The sequence below is a fragment of the Rahnella aquatilis CIP 78.65 = ATCC 33071 genome (assembly GCF_000241955.1).
GTDB classification, from domain to species: Bacteria; Pseudomonadota; Gammaproteobacteria; order Enterobacterales; family Enterobacteriaceae; genus Rahnella; species Rahnella aquatilis.
This window is the reverse complement of the sequence record NC_016818.1, coordinates 2746742-2765752: the sequence shown is the minus strand read 5'-3', so window position 1 is coordinate 2765752 and position 19011 is coordinate 2746742. Positions and strand designations below refer to the sequence as shown.

19 protein-coding genes are annotated in these 19011 nt (G+C 53.1%); 12 read left to right on the top strand and 7 right to left on the bottom strand.

The window, feature by feature from the left end; translation table 11 throughout:
- Window positions 1-114: 114 nt before the first annotated feature.
- Window positions 115-1188, bottom strand: a complete 1074-nt coding sequence (locus RAHAQ2_RS12520; protein ID WP_015697588.1) for a sugar ABC transporter substrate-binding protein — start codon at window positions 1186-1188, stop codon at window positions 115-117.
- 300 nt (window positions 1189-1488) lie between these two features.
- Between RAHAQ2_RS12520 and RAHAQ2_RS12515 the strand changes: the two genes are divergently transcribed.
- The gene (locus RAHAQ2_RS12515; RefSeq protein ID WP_015697587.1) at window positions 1489-2643 is read left to right on the top strand and encodes a PQQ-dependent sugar dehydrogenase; all 1155 of its coding nucleotides are present in this window, start codon (window positions 1489-1491) and stop codon (window positions 2641-2643) included.
- 43 nt (window positions 2644-2686) lie between these two features.
- Here RAHAQ2_RS12515 and RAHAQ2_RS12510 read toward each other — a convergent pair whose 3' ends face one another.
- Together RAHAQ2_RS12510 and RAHAQ2_RS12505 are read right to left on the bottom strand one after the other, a co-directional pair.
- Window positions 2687-3970, bottom strand: coding sequence for an MFS transporter (locus RAHAQ2_RS12510; RefSeq protein ID WP_015697586.1), 1284 nt, complete (start codon window positions 3968-3970; stop codon window positions 2687-2689).
- A complete protein-coding gene (locus RAHAQ2_RS12505) occupies window positions 3967-5388 on the bottom strand; it encodes a M20 family metallopeptidase (RefSeq protein WP_015697585.1) in 1422 nt (473 codons plus the stop codon). The genes RAHAQ2_RS12510 and RAHAQ2_RS12505 overlap by 4 nt, the downstream gene beginning before the upstream one ends.
- Before the next feature lie 156 nt (window positions 5389-5544).
- On the opposite strand from RAHAQ2_RS12505, the gene RAHAQ2_RS12500 reads away from it, so the two are divergent.
- On the top strand, window positions 5545-6468 hold the full coding sequence (locus RAHAQ2_RS12500) for a LysR family transcriptional regulator (RefSeq protein WP_015697584.1): 924 nt from the start codon (window positions 5545-5547) through the stop codon (window positions 6466-6468).
- Between the two features lie 20 nt (window positions 6469-6488).
- Here the strand turns inward: RAHAQ2_RS12500 and RAHAQ2_RS12495 are convergent, their stop codons facing one another.
- Window positions 6489-6830, bottom strand: a complete 342-nt coding sequence (locus RAHAQ2_RS12495) for a GlpM family protein (RefSeq protein WP_015697583.1) — start codon at window positions 6828-6830, stop codon at window positions 6489-6491.
- Between the two features lie 309 nt (window positions 6831-7139).
- On the opposite strand from RAHAQ2_RS12495, the gene RAHAQ2_RS12490 reads away from it, so the two are divergent.
- Window positions 7140-8351, top strand: coding sequence for a serine hydrolase (locus RAHAQ2_RS12490; RefSeq protein ID WP_015697582.1), 1212 nt, complete (start codon window positions 7140-7142; stop codon window positions 8349-8351).
- Between the two features lie 66 nt (window positions 8352-8417).
- Here RAHAQ2_RS12490 and ybjG read toward each other — a convergent pair whose 3' ends face one another.
- Complete coding sequence (ybjG, locus tag RAHAQ2_RS12485; protein WP_015697581.1) at window positions 8418-9023, bottom strand: undecaprenyl-diphosphate phosphatase; 606 nt, start codon at window positions 9021-9023, stop codon at window positions 8418-8420.
- A 280-nt stretch (window positions 9024-9303) separates the two neighbouring features.
- Between ybjG and RAHAQ2_RS12480 the strand changes: the two genes are divergently transcribed.
- From RAHAQ2_RS12480 to RAHAQ2_RS12470, 3 genes are all read left to right on the top strand, one after another.
- Entirely contained in the window at window positions 9304-9819 is a 516-nt protein-coding gene (locus tag RAHAQ2_RS12480) for a GNAT family N-acetyltransferase (RefSeq protein ID WP_015697580.1), read from the top strand.
- Window positions 9812-10099, top strand: coding sequence for a hypothetical protein (locus RAHAQ2_RS12475; protein ID WP_015697579.1), 288 nt, complete (start codon window positions 9812-9814; stop codon window positions 10097-10099). The genes RAHAQ2_RS12480 and RAHAQ2_RS12475 overlap by 8 nt, the downstream gene beginning before the upstream one ends.
- 97 nt (window positions 10100-10196) lie before the next feature.
- On the top strand, window positions 10197-10562 hold the full coding sequence (locus RAHAQ2_RS12470; protein WP_015697578.1) for a bleomycin resistance protein: 366 nt from the start codon (window positions 10197-10199) through the stop codon (window positions 10560-10562).
- A gap of 215 nt (window positions 10563-10777) precedes the next feature.
- On the opposite strand, the gene RAHAQ2_RS12465 is transcribed toward RAHAQ2_RS12470, so the two are convergent.
- Window positions 10778-12460 (bottom strand): aspartate:alanine antiporter, encoded by a 1683-nt coding sequence (locus tag RAHAQ2_RS12465; RefSeq protein ID WP_015697577.1) that lies wholly within the window; start codon window positions 12458-12460, stop codon window positions 10778-10780.
- Window positions 12461-12784: 324 nt separating this feature from the next.
- Here RAHAQ2_RS12465 and ybjM point away from each other — a divergent pair, with 324 nt between their 5' ends.
- Complete coding sequence (gene ybjM, locus RAHAQ2_RS12460; RefSeq protein ID WP_015697576.1) at window positions 12785-13156, top strand: inner membrane protein YbjM; 372 nt, start codon at window positions 12785-12787, stop codon at window positions 13154-13156.
- Between the two features lie 76 nt (window positions 13157-13232).
- On the opposite strand, the gene RAHAQ2_RS12455 is transcribed toward ybjM, so the two are convergent.
- Complete coding sequence (locus tag RAHAQ2_RS12455) at window positions 13233-13499, bottom strand: GrxA family glutaredoxin (protein ID WP_013575818.1); 267 nt, start codon at window positions 13497-13499, stop codon at window positions 13233-13235.
- Window positions 13500-13785: 286 nt separating this feature from the next.
- Here RAHAQ2_RS12455 and nfsA point away from each other — a divergent pair, with 286 nt between their 5' ends.
- The 5 genes from nfsA to potG all read left to right on the top strand — a co-directional run bounded on the left by nfsA (window position 13786) and on the right by potG (window position 19000).
- Entirely contained in the window at window positions 13786-14508 is a 723-nt protein-coding gene (nfsA, locus tag RAHAQ2_RS12450) for an oxygen-insensitive NADPH nitroreductase (RefSeq protein ID WP_015697575.1), read from the top strand.
- A gap of 18 nt (window positions 14509-14526) precedes the next feature.
- Window positions 14527-15429 (top strand): 30S ribosomal protein S6--L-glutamate ligase, encoded by a 903-nt coding sequence (gene rimK, locus RAHAQ2_RS12445; protein WP_013575816.1) that lies wholly within the window; start codon window positions 14527-14529, stop codon window positions 15427-15429.
- Between the two features lie 147 nt (window positions 15430-15576).
- Window positions 15577-16059: a type III secretion system chaperone family protein gene (locus RAHAQ2_RS12440; RefSeq protein WP_015697574.1), complete on the top strand. Its 483-nt coding sequence runs from the start codon at window positions 15577-15579 to the stop codon at window positions 16057-16059.
- Window positions 16060-16489: 430 nt separating this feature from the next.
- A complete protein-coding gene (gene potF / locus RAHAQ2_RS12435; protein ID WP_015697573.1) occupies window positions 16490-17599 on the top strand; it encodes a spermidine/putrescine ABC transporter substrate-binding protein PotF in 1110 nt (369 codons plus the stop codon).
- 267 nt (window positions 17600-17866) lie between these two features.
- A complete protein-coding gene (gene potG / locus RAHAQ2_RS12430; protein ID WP_015697572.1) occupies window positions 17867-19000 on the top strand; it encodes a putrescine ABC transporter ATP-binding subunit PotG in 1134 nt (377 codons plus the stop codon).
- The last annotated feature ends 11 nt before the right edge of the window (window positions 19001-19011 follow it).

The window sequence follows — 19011 nt, the reverse complement described above, 5'->3', positions numbered from 1 at the left end:
GTTTCTTTATTTCTGTGATCGCACGGGGCAAACGGGGGGAAGTTGAGCGGAGAAGACAAGGTGCTGCGCTTAAAAATGCTGAAAAAACCTCCCGTTTCCGGGAGGCTCAGGTGTTTATTTTTTGTATTTGGCTTCCAGCGTCGCAAACCACGGCGCAGTGAAATCTTCAGATTTCCCCCAGCCAGGAATGATTTTGCTCAGACCGGTCACGTTGATGCCGTCCGGCTGGCTGAGCAGCAGAGATTGCGCAATGGTCTGCGCCGGGAATTCATAAGTTGCAGGGGTTTTCTCACCGGCAATTTTAAGCGCCACAATGCGCAGGTTAACCGCGCCAATCAGCTGGGTGTCCACCGCAGCGGTCATCTGCCACGGGCTGCCTTTTTCGCGCATCAGTTGTAAATCCTGATTCGACACATCAATGCTGTAGAGTTTGATCTCGGTACGGCCATTTTCTTTCAGCGCCTTGTACGCGCCCTGACTGAACGCATCCCATGCGCCCCAGATGGCATCAATCTGACCTTTCGGGTATTTCGCCAGGATTGCACCGACTTTGTTAGCCGTATCGCCCTGCACGTCCGACGACACGGCACCGATAGATTCCAGCTGATGAATGCCCGGGTTTTCTTTCAGGATCGCTTCGTAGGTTTTCTGGCGGCGTTCCATTGGCGGAAAACCGGCCACCCACAGTTTGACGATATTGGCTTTGCCGTTGAAATCTTTCACCAGCTGACCGACAGAGGCTTTCGCCAGTGAGGCATCGTCCTGACGGGTGACGGTCACGCCCGGAAGATTTTCCGGCACTTCAGTATCAAATGCGGAAACGGCAATACCCGCTGCCGCGATGCGTTTTACCAGCGCTTCGGAATACGGACCGCGCCCCTGAGACAGGATAATGCCGTCGTATTTCTGGCTGATGGCCTGATTGACGAAATCCTGAAACTTAGCGTCATCGCCATTACTCAGGAAGGTATCCACTTTAAAGCCAAGCGCGCGGCCTTGTTTGATAGCACCGGCCAGAAACTGGGTGGTGTTGTCGTCGGAGCCAAGATTACGGATAACCGCGACGCGTACGGGGCCGTTATGCCCGGCGATCGCCGCAGGAACAGGCGCTGGCGTTTCACCGGCAGCGAATGCCGGTGCGGCAGAGAACAGGCTTAAAGCCAGCAGGGAGGCGGATATTTTTTTCATTATGAAACTGCTCCGTCGGACGCGATGTTTTTTCTGGTGTTTTTTGTAAATCGGGTGAAGCAATACGCCTTACCCGATTGAGGATGTACAGAAGTCTGTCTGTCCAGACGTCTATTCTGTCGGGGCAGTTTACCGGTATGTTAAGAAAGAGGGAATGGCTTGTTGTTATTATATTTCGCCGCGCTGTTATTCCTGTTAGTTATAGTGAACGCGCAGGGGCCGAGCAAAATCAGGGGCATGGCCTAAACTTTAACTTCACCGTGATCCTTCTTTTCTCAATGCACCTCCGGGAGAAGCCCTATGCCATTTCCTTTCCGCGTCCCCCTGTTGCCGGTGTTTGCGCTGGCATTGTTTACCGGTCATGTCACCGCAGCCGCCCCGAAAGCCCCTGAGTCGCCTCCTTCTGCCGCCACCGACGTCACCGAACTGGCGAAAGGGCTGGCGCATCCGTGGTCACTGGCTTTTCTGCCTGACAATCAGGGCGTGCTGATCACCGAGCGCAGCGGGCAGTTACGGTTGTGGACGCAGGACAACGGATTATCCGCACCGCTGAAAGGGGTGCCACGGGTGTGGGTCGCCGGGCAGGCGGGTTTATGGGATGTGCGTTTATCGCCTGATTTTGCCACTAACCGCCGGGTGTATCTGACGTTTGCACAGCCGGGGGGAAAAGGGGAACCCCACGCGGCGCTTGGCTATGGCACATTGTCTGCCGACAATAAATCCCTGACCGGTTTTAACGCTATTTTCGTGCAGCAACCGGCGTTGCAGAGCGGCATTAATCTTGGCGGGCGTATGACCTTTGATGACAAGGGAAATATATTCCTGACAACCGGTGATAATAACCAGCGCATCAGGGCACAGCACCTGAATCAGTTGCAGGGGAAGATCTTACGTCTGACGCCGGAAGGCGGCGTGCCGCAGGATAACCCGTTTGTTCATGACAAAAGTGCGAAACCGGAAATCTGGACCTATGGCAACCGTAATCCGCAGGGAGTGGCAGTCAACCCATGGAGCGGCGCGTTGTGGGAAACCGAACACGGTCCGCGCGGTGGCGATGAAGTGAATCTGCCGAAAGCGGGTAAAAACTACGGCTGGCCGCTGGCAACCTTCGGGATTAACTATTCCGGGCAGCCGATCCCCGAGGCCAAAGGCACCACGTTAGCGGGCGCGGAAGACCCGATTTATTACTGGGAAGTATCGCCCGCGCTGAGCGGCATGGCGTTCTATAACGCGCAAAAATTCCCGCAATGGAAAAACTCGCTGTTTGTCGGTGCGCTGGCGGGGAAATCGCTTATCCGCCTGACACTGGACGGCGAAAAAGTCACTCATGAGGAACGGCTGCTCAGTGAACGGAACGAGCGTATCCGCGAGGTGCAGGTGGGCGCTGACGGCTTTGTGTATGTGCTGACGGATGAAAGTGACGGCAAACTGCTGAAAGTGGCACCAAAGCATTAATCTTGAAAAAGGCGGGCTGCCATCGCCCGCCTCAGAGAGAACCTCAGCGCTGCGTTCGTTGCGCCTTGAACAGTGCCCAGACGCTGAGCAATCCGACCATCATCAGGTAGTAGCCCGGTGCCAGACTGCTGCCGGTGGCGGAAATCAGCAAGGTACAGATGAATGGCGCGAAGCCACCAAACACGGTAACGGCGACGTTGTAGCTGATCGCCATCCCGCTGGCGCGGGTGGTGATCGGGAACAGGTCCGCCATCATCGACGGCACGGTGGAGAAATACACCGATTTCAGCAGGGCCAGCCAGCTGATCAGCAACAGCAACGACATCGCCGACGTGTGTTGCAGCATCAGCCAGAAGGCCGGATACACCGTCAGCAACAGCAGGATCAGTGACCCCCACATCAGCGGCAGGCGGCCAATTTTCTCTGCCCACAGCCCCATGATCGGCGTCACTACGGTCAGGATAATTCCGGCTGCCAGTGTGGCACTAAACCCAGCCGAAGCAGGGAGATGCAGTGTTTTGGTAGCATATGTCGGCACGTAGTTCAGCATATAGTTGATGGCGGTAGACACCACCATCAGACCAATCGCGGTAAAGAACAGGCCTTTTTGCGCCCGCACGATTTCCTTCAGCGGTGAGGCGGTTTTCCCGGCCTTGCTGAAACTTTCCGATTCTTTGATATGGCGGCGGATATACAAACCGACAGGACCAATCAGCAGCCCGAAAATAAACGGAATACGCCATCCCCAGTCCTGCAGTTGTGTTTCACTCAGTACCGCCGATAATCCCAGACCGAATGCCGACGCCAGCAATGTGCTTGCGCCCTGCGTCGCGAACTGCCAGCTGGCGATAAACGCCTTGCGCTCCGGGAAGTGTTCCACCAGAAAGGCCGTCGAGCTGCCGAATTCACCGCCAGCTGAAAAGCCCTGGATCAGGCGTGCGGCGAGGATCAGCAGCGGAGCCGCCATGCCGATGGTGCCGTAGGACGGCGTGATCACGATGATCAGGCCGCCGATCATCATCAGACTGATGGAGAGCAGCAATGAGGCTTTGCGCCCGTGTTTGTCCGCATACGCCCCCAGCACAATGGCGCCGAGCGGACGGATCAGGAATGAGACGCCGAAACTGCCAAACGTCAGTAACAGGGAAACGGTCGGGTCAGATGTCGGGAAATAGGCGTGGGCAATGTAGCTGGCGAAAAAACCGTAAATCGCGATATCAAACCACTCCAGCGCGTTACCGATACAGGTCGCAAAGAGGGTTTTCATCAGGCTTGGCTTTTCTGTCGCGTTGCCGGTTGTATGGGATGACGCCGTTAACTGGCTCATTTGGCACCTCCGGCGTGTGCGGCATGTTGCGTGAGCAGGGTGGCACCGCGCTCGCCGAGATCCCATAACAGACGGGTCATGATCGCCAGCCCTTCGCGGGCGACAGATATCAGCATATGTTCGTTGACGCCATGCTGACCGCAGGCCGGATAGGAATGCGGCACCCACAGCGTCGGCAGGCCGAGAATATCGGCAAAGACGTCATTGGGCAGTGAACCGCCGAGGTTCGGTAACAGCGCCGGTTTTTTGCCGGTGGCTTGCTGCATGATGTCCAGCGCCCAGCCGACCAGCGGGTCGGTCGGATCAAAACGGGTGGCCGGTGAGCCGCGCATAAATTCCACCTCTACCTGCGGGAAACCCTGCGCATCAAGATGGTCACGCACATGTTCTGCCAGATGCTGCCAGTCAGTGCCGACCACAAAACGCAGCTGACATACCGCCGTGGCACTGCCGGGAATAGCATTCATCGGGCGCTGCGGGTTCCCGGTCAGGAATGACAGCACTTCCAGCGTGTTCCAGGCATACAAACGCTCGGCTGGCGTCAGACCGGCTTCGCCCCAGTCCGGGTCGATCTGCGGGTCACTTTCGCCGCCACCGACGTCAATATCACTGAGAATTTCACGAACCGCATCACTGACCGCAGGCGGTTTCAGCGCCGCCACCTGCAACTGACCGTGCTGATCCACCAGACAGGCCAGCGCATTGGCAAGCTGGGTGCCCGGATTGGTCAGCAGACCGCCCCAGTTACCGGAGTGGTAGGCGTTGTCGCGCGCGTTAATCGTCAGGCGGAAATTGACTGCACCGCGTGAACCAAGGAACAGCGTCGGGCGTTCTGCGCTCAGGCGCGGGCCGTCGGAGGCGAGGAAAATATCGGCGCTGAGCTGGTCGCGGTAATCGCGGCACAGTTCGGCCAGCCCCGGAGAACTGATTTCCTCGCCCATCTCAAACAGCAGTTTGCAGTTAAAGCCCAGACGGCCCCCGCGTGCTTTGAAGATTTGCTCCAGCGCCGCAATATTGACGCTGTGCTGGCCCTTGTTGTCGGCGCTGCCGCGTCCGTACCAGCGGTCGCCTTCTTCTTTCAGCACCCAGGGAGACAAATCACTGCGCCAGTTTTCATCGTCACCGAACACCACGTCACCGTGGCCATAGCTCAGCACGGTGGGCAATGCGCTGTCTTCAATGCGCGTGGCAATGAGGAAAGGACGGTTAGCGGCATGAGGATTTTCCACGCTGAGCAGGCTGAAACCCATCGCCGAAAGTGCTGGTTTGATCTCTTCATCAAGATAACGCGCCAGTTCGACATCGCGCTGATTGCTCTGGCTTTCGGTGGCGATCGCCACCCTGCGTGCCAGAGTTCGTTGGTATTCACCCTGATCGAACCAGGCTAATGCCTGTTCTACGATATTTTCCGCTGTCATGAGGAACCTGCTTTTAAATGTTTTGAGGATTTATTGTTGGTTTTTTTAGCAGTTTCACTCTAAGCGCTGCGTAAGCGTTGCCACAATAATAATAATTGCAACTTAGCGTTGCTTTTATTGTAATGCTGGTTTGCACAGTTATGAGGCAATACGGCCATGCAAAGTACGGAAATTCGCTATTTCCTGGTGGTGGCGAACACCGGTTCGCTGAGTGCGGCGAGTAAGCAACTATTTGTGGCAGTGTCTGCCATCAGTCGCCAGATCCAGCGTCTGGAAGAACGTATCGGCGCGCCGCTGTTTGAGCGTCATGCCCGCGGCATGGTGCTGAATGATGCCGGACAAATTCTGGAAAACCATGTGCGCAAAAGCATGATGGACATGGAACACGCCATCGCAGAAATTCAGGGGCTGAACGCGGTGCGCCGCACGGTGATCCGTATGGCCTGCACCGACGGGCTGGCGTTTGATTTGCTGCCGCAATTGTTTTCACAGTTCCGGCTGAACAATCCGGGCGTGATGTTTTATCTCAACGTCGGCACGGCAGTGGAAGTGTCTGAGATGATCCACAACGGCGAGGTGGAACTGGCATTGCAGTTCAGTCTGGCGGCGGAGCGCGGCGTGGATATTCTGGCGTCTTTCCCGGCGCCGGTGCGCATGGTAATGCGACCGGATCATCCGCTGGCAGAATCAGACGTGCAACTGACGGATTTGCACCCGTACCCGCTGGCGATGAACGAGCAGGGCAGCACCATCCGCCAGTTGTTTGATTTGTCCTGCCGGATGAGCGGTATTTTTCTTGAACCTGCGGTGAGCTGTAACCGTTTTTCGACACTGTACGATTTTATGGTGCAGACGCCGGGGGCGATTGCGGCATGCAGCCATTTTTCCATTATGTACAAAGCACGCCGCGACAATCTGCGGGTTAAACCGGTAAACATTGAGCAACTGAGTCAGCGCACGTTACAGTTACAGTCGCCGGCTGGCAAACGACGCCCGGCGGCACTGCGCCAGTTCATCGATTTTATCCGCGATGAACTGACGCGTGAAAACGAGAATTTCATCCGTGATTTCCGCCTGTAGTCATCAGCATGCGGTCTTCATCATGCGTGAAAGCGAGTCCACAGGCTTATCAGCAACCATGCCGCCAGTGACCAGCAGACCACGGCAGCAAACAGGGCGTAGGGCAGTTTCATCGAGCCGATGAAAAAATACAGAGAAATCAGATAAACCATGTAAGGGATGACTGCCCACAGCCCGAAAATGATAGTGGTGCGCAGCGCTTCAATGCTGCGTTCGGTGCCGACAATATAATGGGCAATCAGGGCAAAAGTGGGGAACAGCGGAACCAGACCGGCAATGTAATAGTTGCGGGTTTTAGACAACACGCCGATCAGAATCACGACCAGTGCGCCAGTCAGCGCTTTTACCAACAGACCTGTCATTGATGCCCCTGCGTCCGTTCACCCGCATTAACGTATCGGGGTGAATAAGCCCTTTATTGTTATAGATATTTTATATGTGATTAACAGATAAACTGCCCCAGCCGAATGGAATGGTCAAGTGCGGCCTGCTGTTTTTATCGACAGACGGCGTTGCGCAAGCAGCGGAAAATTCTACTATTCTTAAGATCTTTACACTATTTAGGTTTATTCCCGGCCCGGAAAGCAGTAGGTTTTACACCTGACAGAGTTGCACAATCTGATTGAAAGATAAGATAAATTTCAATTACCCGGACAAAAGCGCTGATACCTATGACAATTTCTTCCCAATTCAAACGGACTTTCATTTACGCGCTGGGCGGTGGAGTATTGCTGCTGGCGCTTCCTGCCGCTCAGGCGGATAACGCCCCGGTCGCCCCTCAGATTAACGCGAAATCCTGGGTGCTTATGGATTACAACAGCGGGAAGATCCTGACGGAATCTAATCCCGATGCGCGTCTTGACCCGGCCAGCCTGAGCAAAATCATGGTCAGCTATGTGGTCGGGCAGGCGATTAAATCCGGCAAAATCAAATCCGATGATCTGGTTTCCGTCGGTAATGATGCCTGGGCAACCGGCAATCCGGTGCTGCGTGGCTCCTCCCTGATGTTCCTCAAACCGGGTGACCGCGTGCCGGTTTCAGAGCTTAATAAAGGTATCGTGATCCAGTCAGGTAACGACGCCAGTATTGCGCTGGCGGATTTTGTGGCGGGCAGCCAGGATTCATTCGTCAACCTGATGAATCGCTATGCCGAACAGCTGAAGCTGCAAAATACTCATTTTAAAACCGTTCACGGGCTGGATGCTGACGGGCAATATACTTCCGCCACCGACATGGCTCTGCTGTCGCAGGCGCTGATCCGCGATACGCCGGATGAATATGCCCTGCACAAAGAAAAAGAATTCACCTTCAATCACATCAAGCAGATTAACCGCAACCGCCTGTTGTGGAGTTCCAGCCTGAACGTTGATGGCATCAAAACCGGCTACACATCGGGCGCGGGTTACAATCTGGTTTCTTCAGCCAGCGATTCCACCGGCATGCGTTTAATCGCCGTGGTGATGGGGGCGCCAAGTGACCGGATCCGTTTTAACGAAAGCGAAAGCCTGCTGACCTGGGGGTTCCGTTTCTACGAAACACTCACGCCGATTAAAGCCGGTGACGCCTTTACCAGCCAGCGCGTCTGGTTTGGTGAGGAGAAAATGGTGCCACTCGGCGTGGCTGAAAATGCCTCGCTGACTATGCCTAAAGGCCAGCTGAAGAATCTCAAAGCCAGCTTTAATCTGACCAGTCCGCAGCTTGAAGCGCCGCTGGCGAAAAATCAGGTAGTGGGCACGGTAGATTTCAGTCTGGACGGCAAGGTCATCGAACAACGTCCTCTGGTGGCGTTGCAGGAAGTGAAAGAAACCGGCTTTATTGGCCGACTCTGGGACTTTGTGATGATGAAGATCAGTGGATTGTGGGGCAGTATCTTCGGCAAATGATTATCTGCTGACATAAAAAACGAGGCTCAGATGGCCTCGTTTTTTTTGCTTTGAACGCGGAGGGGATCAGTGCTGAACCCAACCTTTCTTAATCGGGAAAGCAAAACCGAAACGGTAAACCTTGCACATCAGCGCATTAATCGGTTCGCCGAACAAGTTCCACACCAGCTGCGCGAACAGGCAACCCAGCATCCCTACCAGGAACCCGCCCAGCATATCCAGCGGCCAGTGCACACCAAGGTAAACACGTGACCAGGCGATCGACAAGGCGGTCACCATCAGTAACGCGCCTGACCAGACACGGTGCCAGAACAGGAAGGCCAGCGCGAAGGTGAAACTGACAGTACCGTGATCACTCGGAAAGGAATCGTCTGGTGAATGATGAAGGAAGTTATAACCAAAACCTTCCACAAAAGGACGGGCATGGGGGAACAACATGGAAAACGTTTTAGCCGTTGTCATCGCAAAAAGAAGCGCAATCGCTGTCTTGCTGATCATTTCGCGTTGCTGACCGATACGTTCCTGGCGGCCCCACAGCCACAGCCCGATAATCAGCAGAGGGACAATCATAATCAGATCATTAGCCAGAAAAGTGGCGAGTTGAATGAGCGCCTTCGGGGAATCCGGTGTGGCGTTAATCCATTGAAAAACCAAATGATTCAATTGCTCCATAATACTACCCTCATGTATACAGGCCAAAATAGCCATCAAAAGAATTCAGTAACCTGCTGACAGGACGAGAAAATTTCAGATACGTTAATTTGTGCCGCCCGGCAGGTAAAGGGGCATCGTCTGAATATCCCCCTTCATTGAATAACGGTATAGTTTCGCGGCGAAATAGAGTGTAAAGAGAAGAACTTAAGGAAGCCTTAAGCAGGCGGTCATGCCCTGTCGCTGGACGACAGGCAGCGTCTGGATACTGTAACGAGTGATTTCACAGGAGAGAGTCACCATGGAAATTCGTGAAGCTGTGTTCGGCGATTTAAGCCTGTTGCAGCGTCTGGGGCGCGAGACCTATCGCCATTATTTTGGTAGTTTATGGCAAAATGCTGATGAGCTGGAGGCTTTCCTGGCGGAAGATTTTGGTGATGAGGCGATAGCCCGGAGCCTGAAAAGCACAGATTGCTGCTGGCTGGTTGCACAGGATAAAGGCGAGGCGGTCGGTTTCGCCAGACTGAATTTTAATACGCCGCTGGAAGTGGCAGAAGGCCAGGGGGCGAAGTTATGCAAACTGTACTTCACTGCGCAGAACCGTTCGCGCGGTCTGGGAGCCGAAGTTTTCGCCTTCGCTGAACGTGTGGCAAGAGCGCGTCATCAGCCCGTTCTCTGGCTGGATGTGTTGCAAAGTAATGTGTCCGCCATCGGTTTTTATCAGCGTCAGGGGATGCATCGGGTGGCTGAGACGGCTTATATCACAGCCACCCAAACCACCAAGTTGTGGATCATGAAAAAGGATATCAATGATTAAATTACGCCTCGGCGGTCTGTTTATCACACTGGAAGCGGGGGAAGATATTCCTTATGCACCGGAATTTTGTGAACACTACACCTACCTTTTCCATCCGGCTGACGGTGGCTATGAGATTTTGCGCTACGATGCTTATTCCGGCTGGCATAAACGTCCCGATCAGTTATTTGAAGACGGTCATCATGCATTTATATATGCCTATCAGGCGTACGAAAAGGAATGGAATCAGACCGACGGACGTTTGGGGGGTAAAGATCAGCACCTCGAACGGATTATGTAATAACCATTCTTGCGAATAATCCCCTGCGGCCCCCGTTTCAGGGGGTATCAGCAACCATGGCGTAACATTCTCCCCCCTACCGATGACTGAGGCCACGATGACCGATTACGCCACACCCAATCTTCCTTCCCGTAATTTCGAAGAAACCCAATGTTTTTATAGCAGCTTTGGATTCATCACCACTTACGTTGATGACGGCTGGCTTATCATGACCCGCGGTTCCATTACCCTGGAATTCTTCCTGCATACCGATCTGGATCCGCTCACCAGCTGGTTCAGCTGCTGTCTGCGTGTCGATAATGCCGATGAGTTTTTCGATGCGTTTATTGCCGCCGGAATAGGGCAGGATAAGAAATCTCATCCGTGCATTCATCTGCCAAAAATGCAGTCCTTCGGGCTGAGAATGGGCGCAATGATCGATATCGACGGCACGCTGGTGCGGGTGATTGAGAATGAGAAATAATCGGTAAAGGTTTGTTTTGTAAAGCAGAAAAGAAAAAACCCGGCAATCTTGAACCTAACGAGGCGGGATTGACGGGCTCTCCAAATTTGGGGACTTCAAAGAAAAGCAGTGGCACTAATTAAGACTCTGGCTAACGTTAAAAGTTCGTGCGATGTGGCAAAAATTTAAAAAAAATATTGATTTTTTTTTGCCACATTACAGTTCAGTGAGTTACGTCATGCTCCGGGCCAGATGATGACGATAAGCGTACCGGCCAGTGTCAGTAATACGTTAGCAATGGCGTAGGTGCCTGCATAACCGAGAGCCGGAATATTACTGCGTGCCGTGTCGCTGATGATTTCCATCGCCGGGGCGCAGGTTCGTGCGCCCATGATGGCTCCGAACAGCAACGCGCGGTTCATGCGCAGAACATACGCCCCGAAGATAAAGCAAATCACCACCGGCACCAGGCTGACTATCAGGCCGGACAGCAGCATCTGGCCGCCTACCGCACCAAGACCGTTATTGATACCTGCGCCTGCGCTCAGACCGACACCCGCCATAAACACCATCAGGCCAAACTCTTTCACCATGTTCAGTGCGCCCTGCGGGATATAACCGAAAGTAGGGTGGTTGGCTCGCAGGAAGCCGAGCATGATCCCGGCGAACAGCAGCCCGGCGGCGTTACCGATGCCAAAGCTGAAGTTTTTAAACTGGAAGGTGATAAGCCCGATCATCAGGCCAACAATAAAGAAGGCGCAGAAGGCCAGCAAATCCGTGAGCTGACTGTGAACCGAGATAAACCCGATGCGTTCTGCCACGCTTTTCACGCGTTTGGCGTCGCCGCTGACCTGCAACACATCGCCTTTATTCAGCACGATGCTGTCATCGATCGGCATTTCAATCTGGCTGCGGATCACGCGGTTAAGGAAACAACCCTGATCGGTGAGGTTCAGCTGACTCAGACGCTTGCCAACCGCGTGGTTATTTTTGACCACCACTTCTTCAGTCACGATACGCATGTCGAGCAGGTCACGGTCGAAAACTTCCTTGCCGTTACGGAAACTCGGGTCGAGGCGTGAATGTGCGTCCGGATAACCGACCAGTGAGATTTCATCGCCCACCTGCAATACCGCGTCGCCATCCGGTGTCGCCAGAATGCCATTACGGCGGATACGCTCGATATAACAGCCAGTCTGGCGATAGATCCCCAGTTCGCGCAGGTTTTTGCCATCGGCCCAGGCCACCAGCTCCTGTCCCACGCGATAGGCGCGGATCACCGGCAGATACACTTTGCGTTTACTGTCCGTATCCAGGCCACGCTCGCGCGCGATTTGCTGGGCACTGGTGGGCAAATCCTGATGTTGCAGCTTCGGCAGATAACGTGCGCCGAAAATCAGGCTGACCAGACCGATGAGATAGGTCAGGGCGTAGCCGAGGCTCAGGTTATCCAGTTCAGGCCCGAGCAGTTTGTTGCCGCCCATGGTATTACGCAGCGTGTCTCCGGCACCGACCAGAACCGGGGTTGAGGTCATCGACCCGGCGAGCATCCCGGCGGTGAGGCCGATGTCCCAGCCGAACAAACGTCCGAGTCCGAGTGCCAGCAACATGGCGCTTCCGACCATCACCAGTGCCAGCATGAAATAATTTTTGCCGTCACGGAAGAAAATGGAAAAAAAGTTTGGTCCGGCTTCGACGCCTACGCAGAAAATAAACAGCATAAAGCCGAGGTTGAGCGCTTCAGTATTAATACTGAAATGCTGCTGACCCAAAAGCAGCGAAACCACTAATACGCCAATAGAATTTCCGAGCTGAACGGAACCCAGGCGAATTTTCCCCAGGCACAGACCCAGTGCCAAAACCACAAATAATAACAGGATGTAATTCCCGTTTAACAAACTAGCGACGTTTATATTCACAAGGATAACTTATTGTTTACCAACAAATTCTTGATATAGGAGAATGTAAAGGATAAATTCAGAAACGGAATATTCCTGCTCAAACTAACACCGCCTTTCACTGAGGTCAGTGGAGCGGAAAAGTGGGTTTCGGGCGTCATTTTAGTCATAGAACGCCGGTTCAGCCAGAGAAAAGCCCGTATAAATGTTCTGAAAGCTTTTTTTGTGTTTCGCAGGAGTGCGTGACGCATCAGGGAAGTGAGCCAGAAGGCTCTGACAGGTAATAAAGAAGGCATTTGTGCTGCAGTTAACCTGTGAAATCTCGCCAGCTTTAAGGAGGAAGAAATGGCCCTTTGGCGAAACGTATTGGCTCCTGTAATTTGTTGCATAATTTTCTTAGTTATATTTATTTTATTAAAAAATGGTTGGGTGATTGTTAGAAATGTCGCGCCGGGTCCAGAATATGGCCTGTTATTATTTCTCCTGCCAGGTGTGATTACCGCTCTGATTTCCCGTGATTCGGCGATATTTTCATCCTTTGTGGGAGGGCTGGTTTCCGTCCCTGTGTGTTTCTTATTGCGTATGATTTTTTACCCGCGCGTTCGTCCGCTGATTCAGGAACTCGCGTATGCCACCAGTGCAATATTCTGGTGTGTTTTGGGTGCAATGCTGGTTCAGCTGCTGGTGATGGCTTACCGGCAGTTCAGGCAAAATTAAAACCTGGAATGTAAAGCCATAAAAAAGGCGCTCAGTGAGCGCCTTTTTGCCGGGTGTATATCTTTGTATTTTCGATTCAGTTACTGAACAGTGCCAGATGTTCTTTGGCATAGGCTTCGAAATCAGTGCAGCCGCCGATGTGTTTCTGATCGAGGAAAATTTGCGGAACGGTTTCAACCGGTTTACCCACGGTTTTTTCCAGGTCGGCTTTAGTGATGCCTTCTGCGTGAATATCAATGTAGCGGAAGTTGAAATCATCACGTTCTTCAGTCAGTTTTTCAGCCAACTCTTTAGCGCGTACACAATAAGGACAGCCAGGACGTCCGAAAATTACTGCAAACATGGAGACTCCTTTGTTAATGCCAACAAGATAAATGAAAGGGGAATGTCTGTTTTTGTTAGCCACATCACCTTTTTGATGTCGCTACTATGCCTGTTGCAAACCATAAAAAAAAGCAGGAATTACCTGTCAGTCCGATACCTTTGGCCTATCTGAATGAACCGGCAGCAATTTTTAGCCCCCACAGATTGTTGCATCAATTCATGCCGCAAGCCTTGCAAACCGTGTTCACAGCATGAATGATTGGTGAAACCTTTTTTATCTTTTCATCCCGTTCAGGAATTTTTTAATGACGCCGACCATTGATCTTCTGCGCTCACACCGCTCTATCCGTGCGTTTACCGATAAGCCGGTAACGGACGAGCAACGCGAAGCCATTATTGCCGCCGCTCAGGCTGCTTCGACTTCAAGCTTCCTGCAATGTTATTCGATTATCCGCATTACCGATCCTGCGCTGCGTGAGATTCTGGTGCAGTACACCGGCGGCCAGAAATATGTGGCCAGCGCCGCAGAATTTTGGGTCTTCTGTGCTGATTTCAATCGTAATTTGCAGATCAACCCTGAAGCGGAACTCGGGCTGGCCGAACAGTTGTTACTGGGGTGTGTGGACACCGCGCTGATGGCGCAGAATGCCATGACCGCTGCCGAATCACTCGGGCTGGGTGGCGTGTTTATCGGCGGTATCCGTAATCAGGTGGAGGATGTGGTGAATCTGTTGAAACTGCCTAAATTTGTGATGCCTTTGTTTGGCTTATGTCTCGGAACACCCGCTCAGGATCATCAGGTCAAGCCGCGCATGCCGCAGTCTCTGCTGGTGCATGAAAACAGCTATCAGCCGGTAGATAAACAGCAACTGGCGCAATATGACGAGGCGTTATCGGCGTATTATTTGCAACGCGACAGCAATGCGCGACGCGATACCTGGAGTGATTTGATTATCCGTACCCTTAAAAAGGAACAACGTCCGTTTATGCTGGACGCATTGCATAAGCAAGGTTGGGCAACTCGCTAAACGGCGACGGAGTGTCGGATGAAAATTGCAATTCTTTCCCGTGACGGGTCGCTGTATTCGTGTAAACGCCTGAAGGAAGCGGCTGAAGCACGCGGACATGAGATCGACATTATCGACCCGCTGTCCTGCTACATGAATATCAATCCGGCTGCGCCCAGCGTGCATTACCGCGGGCATCAGCTGGATAAGTACCATGCGGTGATCCCACGCATCGGCTCTGCGATTACCTTTTACGGCACGGCGGTGTTGCGTCAGTTTGAAATGCTGGGCAGTTTCCCGCTTAATGAATCGGTGGCGATCACCCGGGCGCGCGATAAATTGCGTTCAATGCAGATTCTGGCGCGTGAAGGCATTGATCTGCCGACGACCGGTTTTGCTAATGCGCCGGATGATACCGCCGATTTGATTGCGCTGGTCGGCGGTGCGCCGCTGGTGGTGAAGCTGGTTGAAGGAACGCAGGGGATTGGTGTGGTGCTGGCAGAAACCCGTCAGGCGGCAGAAAGCGTCATTGATGCATTTCGCGGCCTGAATGCGCATATTCTGGTGCAGGAATATATCCGCGAAGCAGAAGGGCGCGACATTCGTTGTCTGGTGGTGGGTAAAAAAGTGGTGGGGGCGATTGAGCGTCAGGCCAAACCGGGTGATTTCCGCTCGAATCTGCATCGCGGCGGGACGGCCACCAATGTCAAAATCACGCCGCAGGAGAAAGATATTGCTGTCAAAGCCGCGCAGACACTGGGGCTGGATGTTGCCGGTGTCGATATTTTACGTTCAAACCGCGGGCCGCTGGTGATGGAAGTGAATGCGTCGCCGGGACTTGAAGGGATTGAAGCCACTACCGGCCTGGATATCGCCGGTATGATGATTGACTACATTGAGCAAAGAGCGCGGCCGGGATTCCGTCTGAAATCCGGTGGCTGATTCTTACCTCAGCGCGTTAATGTCCATCAATCCGGTAATGATCGTAGCGCTGACCGGCAATATTCCGTAAGCTATGGCCCCTTCGTAATGCCGCCGGCGTTACGAAGGGGTTGTTTTTTTCGTTGTGTTGAACTCGTGAGGCATTCTATGGATTCGCTCATCGTCCCTGATTTAGCGCTGCTGCGGCGCTGGCTGGATCAGCTGGGCATCTCTTTTTTCGAGTGTGATTCCTGTCAGGCTCTCCATTTGCCGCATATGCAGAATTTTGACGGCATTTTTGATGCCAAACTCGATATCGTAGATAATGTGATTTTGTTTTCTGCACTGGCCGAAGTCAAACCGACGGCGTTGATCCCGCTGGTGGCCGATCTGAGCTCGATTAATGCCAGCTCACTGACCATTAAAGCGTTCGTGGATATTCAGGACGACAATCTGCCGAAACTGATTGTCTGCCAGTCACTGACGATTGCCGTGGGTGTCACGGAAGAGCAATTTGCGTTCTTCCTGCAACAGGCCGAGGAGCAGATGTCGATGATTATTCTCGAAGCGCATGCCAATGACCTGCTGTTCATTGGTGATGAAGAAGAAGGCACGCCGGTCACTTCCGTGAATCTGCCTTTGCTGCACTAATTTTCTCTTTCCAGACTTTCATTTTCCCCTCTGAAGATCCTTTCCTGCGAGCCGTGCTTATTGCGGCTCCGCTGCCTTTATCCGCTTTCGGCATATGTTATGCTGCCTTTGTGCTGTTGTTGCCAGATATTTCACTTTGTTAAAAGGCAAAATGCCAGACGGTATAGACTAAATCTGCATAATTAATCGATAAACGGCGGTTTTGTCTCAGGAGGCTGGTACACAGGGGTTGCAGGCGCTATGCTTCTGACTCTGCATCAAGCGTGATTACGTCGTAAAACCAAACGGTTAATTCGCAGGCAGCGTATGCGCCAATGCTGAATGCCTATGCATATTTCATGGGTGTCGGTTGGCAGTTGTGTGAAAGGTTTTGTATCAGTCTCAATGATACAAATTCAATTTATATTCCCTGTCTTGGAGGTAGTAACGGATGTTCACCCTGCGTAAAAAGTGGTTATCGGGTGTTGTCGCCAGCCTGATTATGGCGGCGTCCGTCACAGCGTCTGCGGATGAAAAAACGCTGCATATCTATAACTGGTCTGATTATATCGCGCCAACGACCGTGCCTGATTTCCAGAAGGAAACCGGCATTAAAGTGGTTTACGACGTGTTTGACTCCAACGAAGTGCTGGAAGGCAAACTTATGGCAGGCAGCACCGGTTTCGATCTGGTGGTGCCGTCGGCCAGTTTCCTTGAGCGTCAGCTGGCGGCTGGCGTGTTCCAGCCTCTGGATAAAAGCAAACTGCCAAACTATAAAAATATGGATCCTGAGCTGCTGAAAATGGTGGCACAGCATGATCCAGGTAACAAATACGCGATCCCTTATCTGTGGGCGACGACCGGTATCGGCTATAACGTCGATAAAGTGAAAGCCGTTCTGGGTAAAGATGCGCCGGTAGACAGCTGGGATCTGGTGCTCAAGCCTGAAAATCTCGAAAAACTGAAAAGCTGCGGCGTTTCATTCCTCGATGCCCCTGCCGAAATCTACGCAACGGTCCTGAATTATCTGCATCTGGATCCGAACAGCACCAAGGCATCCGATTACACCGGTGCGGCGAACGATCTGCTGCTGAAACTGCGCCCGAACATCCGTTATTTCCATTCTTCTCAATACATTAACGACCTGGCAAACGGCGACATTTGTGTGGCAATCGGCTGGGCTGGTGATGTGATGCAGGCGGCTAACCGTGCCAAAGAAGCGAAAAACGGCGTGAACGTGGCGTACAGCATTCCGAAAGAAGGGGCGCTGGCCTTCTTCGACGTGTTTGCTATTCCGGCGGATGCCAAAAATCTCGACGAAGCCTATCAGTTCCTCAATTACCTGATGGAACCAAAAGTTATCGCGCAAATCAGTAACACTGTTTACTACGCCAGCGGAAACAAAGCCGCGACGCCACTGGTGAACGAAGATGTGCGTAACAATCCGGGCATTTATCCACCGGCAGATGTTCAGGCGAAACTCTTCACCCTGAAAGTTCAGGATCCGAAGATTGACCGTGTGATCACCCGTTCGTGGACCAAGGTTAAAACCGGCAAGTAATACTCTTCATCCTTCAGGCTGCCTCTGCGTTGGCTGCGTGAACGCGCCCCGGTCACTGACGTGTGTCAGCTCCCGGGGACTTGCTCACTTGCCGCCTTGATGCAACCAGAATGATTTTGAGTATCGTTAACGCGGCTCCGCTTATTGATGGCGGGGCCGCTGACGTTTTGCTTCCGGCTGTATTTTGGGTATACCGATCAGGCACTTTCCCCCCTGACTGTTATGCTTATTTGAACTGCTTTATTCTGATACCGGAGATTTCTCTGAGTGAACGACGCTATCCCCCGCCCGCAGCCTAAGACCCAGAAAGGTTTCACGCCTTTGCTGGAAATCCGCAATCTGACCAAATCTTTTGACGGCCAGGCTGCCGTCGATGATGTGAGTCTGACTATCTATAAAGGCGAAATTTTCGCACTGCTCGGCGCGTCCGGCTGCGGGAAATCCACGCTGTTGCGTATGCTGGCTGGTTTTGAACCCCCCACGCAGGGACAAATCGTGCTTGATGGCGTTGACCTCTCGCAGGTGCCGCCCTATCAGCGCCCGATCAATATGATGTTTCAATCCTACGCGCTGTTCCCGCACATGACGGTGGAACAGAACATCGCGTTTGGCCTGAAGCAGGACAAACTGCCGTCGGCGGAAATCAAAAGCCGCGTGGCCGAAATGCTGACGCTGGTGCATATGCAGGAATACGCCAAACGTAAGCCGCACCAGCTTTCCGGCGGCCAGCGTCAGCGTGTGGCGCTGGCGCGCAGCCTGGCGAAAAGGCCCAAATTATTGCTGCTTGATGAGCCGATGGGTGCGCTGGATAAAAAGCTACGTGACCGCATGCAACTGGAAGTGGTGGATATTCTTGAGCGCGTTGGCGCGACCTGCGTGATGGTGACGCACGATCAGGAAGAAGCGATGACCATGGCGGGGCGCATTGCCATCATGAACCGTGGCAAATTCGTGCAAATCGGCGAACCGGAAGAAATTTATGAGCATCCGACCAGCCGTTTCAGCGCCGAATTTATCGGCTCAGTGAATGTGTTTGAAGGCGTGCTGAAAGAGCGTCTCGACGATGCGCTGCTGCTGACCTCGCCCGGCCTGATGCACCCGCTGAAAGTCGATCCGGATGTGTCGGTGGTGGACGGCGTGCCGGTGTACATCGCGTTGCGCCCGGAAAAAATCATGCTGTGCGAAGAGGTGCCGCAGGATGGCTGTAACTTTGCAGTGGGTGAAGTGGTGAATATTGCCTATCTTGGCGACCTGTCGATTTATCACGTCAGGCTGCACAGCGGGCAGATGATCACTGCACAATTGCAAAACGGTCACCGTTTCCGCAAAGGTATGCCAACCTGGGGCGACGAAGTGCGCCTGTGCTGGGAAGCCGACAGTTGTGTCGTGCTGACTGTTTAAGGGGGATGAAA